The sequence below is a fragment of the Streptomyces sp. 8K308 genome, assembly GCF_004348315.1.
Lineage (GTDB): Bacteria > Actinomycetota > Actinomycetes > Streptomycetales > Streptomycetaceae > Streptomyces.
On record NZ_SMKC01000358.1, the window covers coordinates 1 to 7,031 of the forward strand.

At 75.4% G+C, this 7,031-nt stretch carries 8 protein-coding genes; 4 read left to right on the top strand and 4 right to left on the bottom strand.

The features are described 5' to 3' along the window. The first annotated feature begins 46 nt into the window (after positions 1-46). Positions 47-460 (top strand): VOC family protein, encoded by a 414-nt coding sequence (locus E1265_RS31015; RefSeq protein ID WP_132934301.1) that lies wholly within the window; start codon positions 47-49, stop codon positions 458-460. Positions 461-517: 57 nt separating this feature from the next. On the opposite strand, the gene E1265_RS31020 is transcribed toward E1265_RS31015, so the two are convergent. From E1265_RS31020 to E1265_RS31030, 3 genes are read right to left on the bottom strand one after another with little or no spacing between them, the layout of a single operon-like run. Beyond that, on the bottom strand, positions 518-1,138 hold the full coding sequence (locus E1265_RS31020) for an L-threonylcarbamoyladenylate synthase (RefSeq protein ID WP_132934302.1): 621 nt from the start codon (positions 1,136-1,138) through the stop codon (positions 518-520). Between the two features lie 46 nt (positions 1,139-1,184). Further along, positions 1,185-1,811: a DedA family protein gene (locus E1265_RS31025; RefSeq protein ID WP_132934303.1), complete on the bottom strand. Its 627-nt coding sequence runs from the start codon at positions 1,809-1,811 to the stop codon at positions 1,185-1,187. Then, positions 1,812-2,474, bottom strand: coding sequence for a methyltransferase domain-containing protein (locus E1265_RS31030; protein WP_132934304.1), 663 nt, complete (start codon positions 2,472-2,474; stop codon positions 1,812-1,814). A gap of 116 nt (positions 2,475-2,590) precedes the next feature. Here E1265_RS31030 and E1265_RS31035 point away from each other — a divergent pair, with 116 nt between their 5' ends. Continuing rightward, positions 2,591-3,796, top strand: coding sequence for a histidine kinase (locus E1265_RS31035; RefSeq protein ID WP_132934305.1), 1,206 nt, complete (start codon positions 2,591-2,593; stop codon positions 3,794-3,796). Continuing rightward, a complete protein-coding gene (locus E1265_RS31040; RefSeq protein WP_132934306.1) occupies positions 3,793-4,455 on the top strand; it encodes a response regulator transcription factor in 663 nt (220 codons plus the stop codon). Before E1265_RS31035 ends, E1265_RS31040 begins: the two co-directional genes overlap by 4 nt. 170 nt (positions 4,456-4,625) lie before the next feature. Here the strand turns inward: E1265_RS31040 and E1265_RS31045 are convergent, their stop codons facing one another. Next, positions 4,626-5,813 (bottom strand): MFS transporter, encoded by a 1,188-nt coding sequence (locus E1265_RS31045; protein WP_207931279.1) that lies wholly within the window; start codon positions 5,811-5,813, stop codon positions 4,626-4,628. An 82-nt stretch (positions 5,814-5,895) separates the two neighbouring features. Between E1265_RS31045 and E1265_RS31050 the strand changes: the two genes are divergently transcribed. Beyond that, positions 5,896-6,870, top strand: coding sequence for a DUF5937 family protein (locus E1265_RS31050; protein WP_132934307.1), 975 nt, complete (start codon positions 5,896-5,898; stop codon positions 6,868-6,870). Positions 6,871-7,031 lie beyond the last annotated feature (161 nt).

Below are 7,031 nucleotides of genomic sequence, written 5' to 3' on the forward strand. Positions count from 1 at the left end.
CGCCCCGCATCCGCACCCGCACCCGCACGAGTCGAGAGGTCGTCCCATGCCGCTCAACGCCAGCGCCTCCGTCCGCATCGCCCGCCCCTCTCGGGACCTCGGCGCCGCCGAGCGGTTCTGGGTCGGCGGGCTCGGCCTCGACGTCCTCTACCGGCACACCACGGACGGCACCACCCCGGGCGAGCACTCGCTCCTCATGGTCGGCTGGCCGGACGCCACCTGGCACCTGGAGCTCGTCCACGACCCGGCCGCGCCCGTGGACCCCCGCCCCACCCCCGAGGACCTGCTGGTGATCTACCTCGGCGAGCCGGTCCCCGACTCCGTCGTGGGCCGCCTCGAAGACCACGGCGGCAAGCGGGTGCCGGCCCACAACCCGTACTGGGACACCTGGGGCGTGACCGTCCGGGACCCCGACGGCTACCTGCTGGTCCTCTCCACCCGCACCTGGTCCAACGCCTGACCGCTCCACCTGCGCGTTCCGCGGATGGGTGGGCCGCCTCGGCGGCTGATCGGCCGGCTACGCGAAGCGCTCCGGGTCGCCGGTGCCGCGGCGGACGATCTCCGGCTCGCCCTCGGAGAAGTCGACGACCGTGGTGGGCTCGGTGCCGCAGTCGCCTGAGTCGAGGACGGCGTCGACGACGTGGTCGAGCCGCTCCTTGATCTCCCAGCCCTGGGTGAGCGGCTCCTCCTCGCCCGGCAGCAGCAGGGTGCTGGAGAGCAGCGGTTCGCCGAGTTCGGCGAGCAGGGCCTGGGTGACGACGTGGTCGGGGATGCGGACCCCGACGGTCTTCTTCTTCGGGTGCAGCAGCTGGCGCGGCACCTCCTTGGTCGCCGGGAGGATGAACGTGTAGCCGCCCGGCGTCGCCGACTTGATCGCCCGGAACACGTCCTTGTCGATGCGGACGAACTGGCCGAGCTGTGCGAAGTCGCGGCAGACGAGGGTGAAGTGGTGCCGCTCGTCGAGGTCGCGGATCGCCCGGATCCTGCCGATGCCGTCGCGGTTGCCCAGCTGGCACCCCAGGGCGTAGCAGGAGTCCGTGGGGTAGGCGACGAGCGCGCCGGAGCGGATGCTGTCGACCACGCCGCGGATGGTGCGCTGCTGGGGGTTCCTCGGGTGCACGTCGTAGTACCTGGCCATCCACCGACCCTATGCGAACGGGCGCCGCGCGCCGGAGCCCGTCCCGTCAGGAGACGGCGTGGCGGCGGAGCGCGCAGCGGCGCCAGTGGCGGAGGGCGATGACCGCGGCGACGAGGGCGGCCAGGGAGGAGAGGAGCAGGACGCCGCGGCTGCCCCAGGAGATGACGCGGTCGAGGGATTCGGCGGCCAGGTAGCCGGCGACCGCCTCGGCCGTGGCCCACAGGACGGCGGCCAGCACACTGTAGGGCGCCATCCGGCGGTACGGCAGGCCGCCGGCGCCGACCAGGTAGGGGGCGACGGTGCGGGCCACCGGCAGGAAGCGGCAGATGAACACGGCCTGGCCGCCGCGGCGTTCGGCCAGGCCACGGGCGCGGCGCCAGGCCGCGGCGGGGACGCGGCGGCCGAGGCGGCCGGTGTAGAGGCGGGCGCCGAGCGTGCGTCCCGTGCGGTGGCCGAGCGCGTCGCCGCAGACCACGGCGGCGACCGCGACCAGGATGACGAGGGCCAGGTCGAGCGTCTCGGCGCGGGAGAGCGCGCCGGCGGTCAGCATGGTGGTCAGGGTCGGGACGAACGCGCCGATCAGCAGGATGGACTCGGCGAAGACGATGGCGGCCAACAGCAGGTACGCGGGGGCCGGCGGCACGTCGCCGAGGAGATCGGTCAGCGCGTCCACTCAGGACTCCGCGGGTGCGACCAGGCGCCAGACGCGGGCCGGCGGCAGGTTGGCCCAGACGCCGGTGTACCCGGCGTCGTACCGGGCCTGGTAGCCGGCGAGCACCTCCTCGACCGCCCGGTGCCTGGCGGCCTCGGTCCTGGAGGAGACGGCGGCGCGCAGCGCGCGGGTGCCGGTGTAGGCGAAGTAGGTCAACGACCCGCCAGGGTGCAGCAGTTCGAGGTAACGGCTCATGATGGCGTCCACCTGTTCCGGCTCGAAGTTGGTGAACGGCAGGCCCGAGACGATCACGTCGTAGCTGCGGCCGGTGTCCAGGTCCTCGACGAACGTGTGGTGCACCTGAACCCGATCGGCCTCGTGCGCCGTCAACTCCCGCAGCCGCGCGGCGAACCGGGCGTTCGCCTCCACCACGTCGAGCCTACTGCCAGCGCCCAGTAACGGCATCAACTCGCGCGTGACGGCGCCGGTGCCGCCGCCCACCTCCAGCACGTTCCAGGCGCCCGGGCCGAGTTCGCGCAGCGGGGCGGCCAGCGCGGCGGCCAGCCGCCGGCCGCTGGGTGCTATCGCCCCGGTGGTGCGGAAGCCGCGCAGGGCCTCGGCGAGGAACAGGGTCGTGCCGCCGCTGCCGGACGCGGTGGGCGGGCTGGTCGGGGTGGTCGCCATGGGATCGACGGTAGGGAGCGCGCCGGGCGCGCGGATCGGTCGAAGTGCGAGCCCGGCCCCCTACGAAAGTAGGGGGTGCCGTCCGTACGCCAGCGCTTACCATCGGCCGGGTGGGCATGAGGCGAGCGACGGAGTGGCCCTGGTGGGTCGAGGCCATGGTGGTGGCCGTCGTCGCCACGGTGTCGGTGTCGGACGCCAGCGTGGCGGCCGGCGGCGGCCGGGCGGCGATCCCGTCGATGACGGTGTCGTTCGCGGCGTCCGTCGCACTGCCGCTGCGGCACCGCTGGCCGCTGCCGGTCGCCGCGGCCGCGGTGGTGGTGGCCGGCGGCTGGGGGATGATCCTGCCGCTGCTGCTCGTCACGTTCCACCTGACCTCGCACGGCCGCGTCCGGCTCGCGCTCTCCACGGGCGGCGTGGCGCTCGGGCTCAACGTGCTGGTGCAGCCGTCGCTCAACCTGTGGACGCCGCGCACCTACGGTCCGTGCTCGCTGTTCATCGTGGCGCTGGCGCTCGGGCTCTGGGCCGGCAGCAGCCGGCGTCTCGCGGACGCGCTGGCCCGCCAGGTCGAGCACCTGCACCGGGAGCGTGAGCTGCGGGAGAGCGCGGCCCGGATATCCGAGCGGACGGCGATCGCCGCCGAGATGCACGACGTGCTGGCGCACCGGCTGAGCCTGATCGCCCTGCACAGCGGGGTGCTGTCCACCCGTGCCGAGCAGCTGCCGGGGCCGGTGGCCGACCGGATCCAGCTGCTGCGCACGGCGTCGACCGACGCGCTGGCCGACCTGCGGGACGTGCTGGGCGCGCTGCACACCAGGGACGACGAGCGGGACCGGCCGCTGGCGCCGCCGCTGCGCGAGGTGGACGAGTTGATCGACGAGGCGCGGGAGGCCGGGCAGGAGATCGAGGCGCGGATCGACGGGCGGGCCGACCAGGCGCCGGCCGCGCACCGGCTCGCGGTCTACCGGCTGGTTCAGGAGGCGGTGACCAACGCGCGCAAGCACGCGCCGCGCGCCTCCGTGCGGGTGCTCGTGCGGTACGGCGGGGCGGCGACCAGGGCCGAGGTCACCAACACGGCGCCGGCCGGCGGGACCGCGGCGGCGGCCGTGCCGTCGGGCTACGGCCTGGTGGGGCTTCGGGAGCGGGTGCGGGCGCTGGGTGGCGCGCTGGACGCGGGTCCTGTGGGCGGCGGGGCGTGGCGGGTCGCGGCCGACATCCCGGTGCAGCCGCCGGCGACGGCCGGGGAACACCCGTCACTCGACCGTCCGTTGGCCACGGCCTGGGCGACGGAGACCGGCCACGAGCGGAACGGCGGGCGCGCGTGATCCGCACCATGATCGTCGACGACGACGCCCTCGTCCGCCTCGGCCTCGCCGACCTGTTGGAGGCCGACCCGGGCGTGACGCTGGTGGCGCAGGCGGCGGACGGGCTGCAGGCCGTGGAGCAGGCCACGGCGCACCGGGTGGACGTGGCGCTGGTGGACGTGCGGATGCCGCGGATGGACGGCATCACGGCGACGGCGCGGCTGCGCGCCCTGCCGCACCCGCCGCGCGTGATCACGCTGACGACGTTCGACCTCGACGAGTACGTGTACAACGCGCTGGCCGCGGGCGCCGACGGCTTCCTGCTGAAGGACAGCGACCCGGCGGACATCCTGCGGGCCGTGCACCTGGTGGCGGCCGGCTCGGCGATGCTGCACCCGGCGGCGGCGCGGCGGCTGATCGACCGCTACCACCACACGGCCCGCCCGCAGGCGACGGCGGCCCAGGCCCGGATCGAGCGGCTGACGCCGCGCGAGCGCGAGGTGCTCTCGCTGCTGGCGGACGGCGCGACCAACGCGGACATCGCGGCCGGGCTCGGGATGCGGGAGAGCACGGTCAAGGCCCATGTCAGCCGGATCCTGATCGGCCTCGGCGTCAGCAACCGGGTCCAGGCGGCGCTCCTCGCCAGGGACGCCGGCCTCCGCGAATCGCCTCCGGCGTGAGCGGATCGCCTCCGGCGTCAGCAACCGCGCACCCCCCGGCCGAGCACGAGACGCGAGCCGCAGACGCCGCCCGCCGTGTCCGCCGCCAGCAGCGCAGCGACAGCCAGCGGCAGCGTGCCGACCGCCAGGGAACCGAGGCCCTGGACCACGAAGCCGCATCGCCTCCGCCGTCAGCAACCGCCGCCGGACCGGCCGGCCACGAGATGCCAACCACACACCCCGACCGCCGTCACCGCCGCCAGCAGCGGAGCGCAAGGCAGCGGCAGCGTGCCGACCGCCAGGGAGCCGAGGCCGAAGCCGAGGCCCTGAACGACGAAGCCGATGGAGAAGCCCTCGGTGCGGCGGCCGGGTGGCAGGAGTGCCTGGAGCCGGACCGAGGCCACCGTGAGCAGCGGTCCTGTGACGGCGCCGATCGCCGTGACCGCGAGCAGCAGGGCGGCCCAGCCGAGCGGGCGGGCCAGCAGCAGTGCGCCTGCGGCGAAGCAGGCCAGGAACGCGGCGGCCGAGGCGGGGCTGGGGCGACCGCGCCAGGCGAACAGCGCGCCGCCCGCGATGCTGGCGGCGCACAGCACGATGATCACCAAGGCGGCGCCGGCCGGGCCGGCGCCCAGGCGCTGCGCGTAGCCGAGCGGGGCCACCTCGACGGTGGACAGCACGTGACCGACGGCGAACTGGCAGGCGTACCAGCGGGCGGCGGCGCGCAGCGGCAGGGGCTCCGCGGTGTCCGCCAGCGTCTCCGATGTCGCCACGGCCGCCGGAGGGCGGCGCGGGAGGGCGGCCATGAGCGCGGCGCAGGTTGCGGAGGCGGCGGCCATCGCGAGGACGGGGGCGCGCTCGTCCAGGGTGGCCAGGCCGGCGACCAGCAGGGGTCCCGCGATCAGCACCGCCTCCACCATCATCGCGTCGACGGCGACGGCCCTGGGCAGGGTGGCGTCGTCGACGGTCCTGGCGAGAAGGGAGCGGAAGCCGCCGGAGAGGCCGCCGGCGATGACACCTGGCGGCACGACGAGCGCGAGTAGGACGGCGGGCGGGGCGCCGGCCGCCGCGGCCCCGGCCAGGCAGGCGAGCCCGAGTGCGGCGCAGCCGGCCATGGCGACCACGCCGCGGGCGGCGCCGACGCGGTCGAGCAGCCGCCCGGAGGGCACGGCGCCCACGGTCTGGGCCACCACGAAGACGGCCATCATCACGGCGCCGAGCCGGTAGGAGCCGGTGGTGGCCAGGGTGAGAGTGGTGAACGCGAGCGGAGCCATGGCGCCCGGGAGTCGGCCGGACTGCACGCCGGCCGACCAATGCCAGTAGGGGCGGTTGCGCAGCAGGGCGGCCACGGTGGGCGTCGGAGCTGGTGTGGTGGTGTTCATGGGAGTACGTTCCGCCGATCGGCTGGCGGCGCGATAATGATTCGGCCATGCCCGAATCCAACCGTGAAAGGGGGCGGCTCCGGTGATCGAGCTGGTGTTGACGCCGGCCGCGTCCCAACGCGTCCGCTTCGCCGTCTCCCCGCTTGAGGAGGTGATAGCCGCGGTCCAGGTGGCGCTCGGGCTGCGCCACCACCCGGTCTACGAAGGCTGGTTGGCGCGCACCGCGGCTGTCGCCCGCGAGCTGCCGATGGCCGAGTTGGGCCGAGTGCTGAGCGGGGCGACCTACATCACCGACTTCCTCAGCCCGCCGCCCGAGGGCCCGGAGACCACGGCGGAGGCACAGCTCGCGGCGATCCGTGCGACGCCGCCTGACCAGGTGGCCGTCGAGCTCTCCAGGGTGGACGCCGACCTGGGCCGGCTGCGGGACGACCCGGTGGCCGCCCGTGAACTGCTCGCCGACCAGATGGAGTTGGCCTGGACGCGGCTGGTGGCCCCGGACTGGGAGCGGATCCGGGAGGTGCTGGTCGCCGACATCGAGTTCCGTTCCCGCGAGGCGGCCAGGAGCGGCCTCGCCGCGGCCGTCTCCGACCTGCACGAGCGGGTGCGCATGGCCGGCGACGCGCTGGTGATCAGGAGCGCGACCCGGATGCGGGCCCGCCTCGACGAGCGCGGTCTCCTGCTGGTGCCCTGTGCGTTCTCGTGGCCGCGCGTCGGGGCGATCGTCGCGGCGCCCTGGCAGCCGGCGCTGCTCTATCCGGCGCGCGGCGTCGGCGGGCTCTGGCCCAGGGCCGACGCGGCGGAGCCGACGGGCGAGGACCAGCTCGCGGCCGTCGTGGGCCGCGCCAAGGCGCGGCTGCTGCTGACCCTGGAAGAGCCGGCGTCCACCACGGCGCTGGCCCGCCGCCTCGGCCTGGCCCCCGGCACGGTCTCGGAACACCTGACGGCGCTGCGCGGTCTCGGCCTGCTTACGGCGCGGCGTTCGGGCCGCGCGGTGCTCTACCGCAGGACACCACTGGGCGACGCCCTCACGCAGACGCGAAGCGAGGCGCGCGTGTGACGGCGCCACGCCAGCCCGGGCCGCTTACGACGCGGCACCCGACGCACACGGCCGCTCCACCACGGCACGCCACCGGGAAACGCCCCCGCCGAAGCGCGCAGCGTCCCGCACGCGTGAGCGGGGCCCGGTCGTACCCCCCGGTCGACCGGACCCCGTCACTC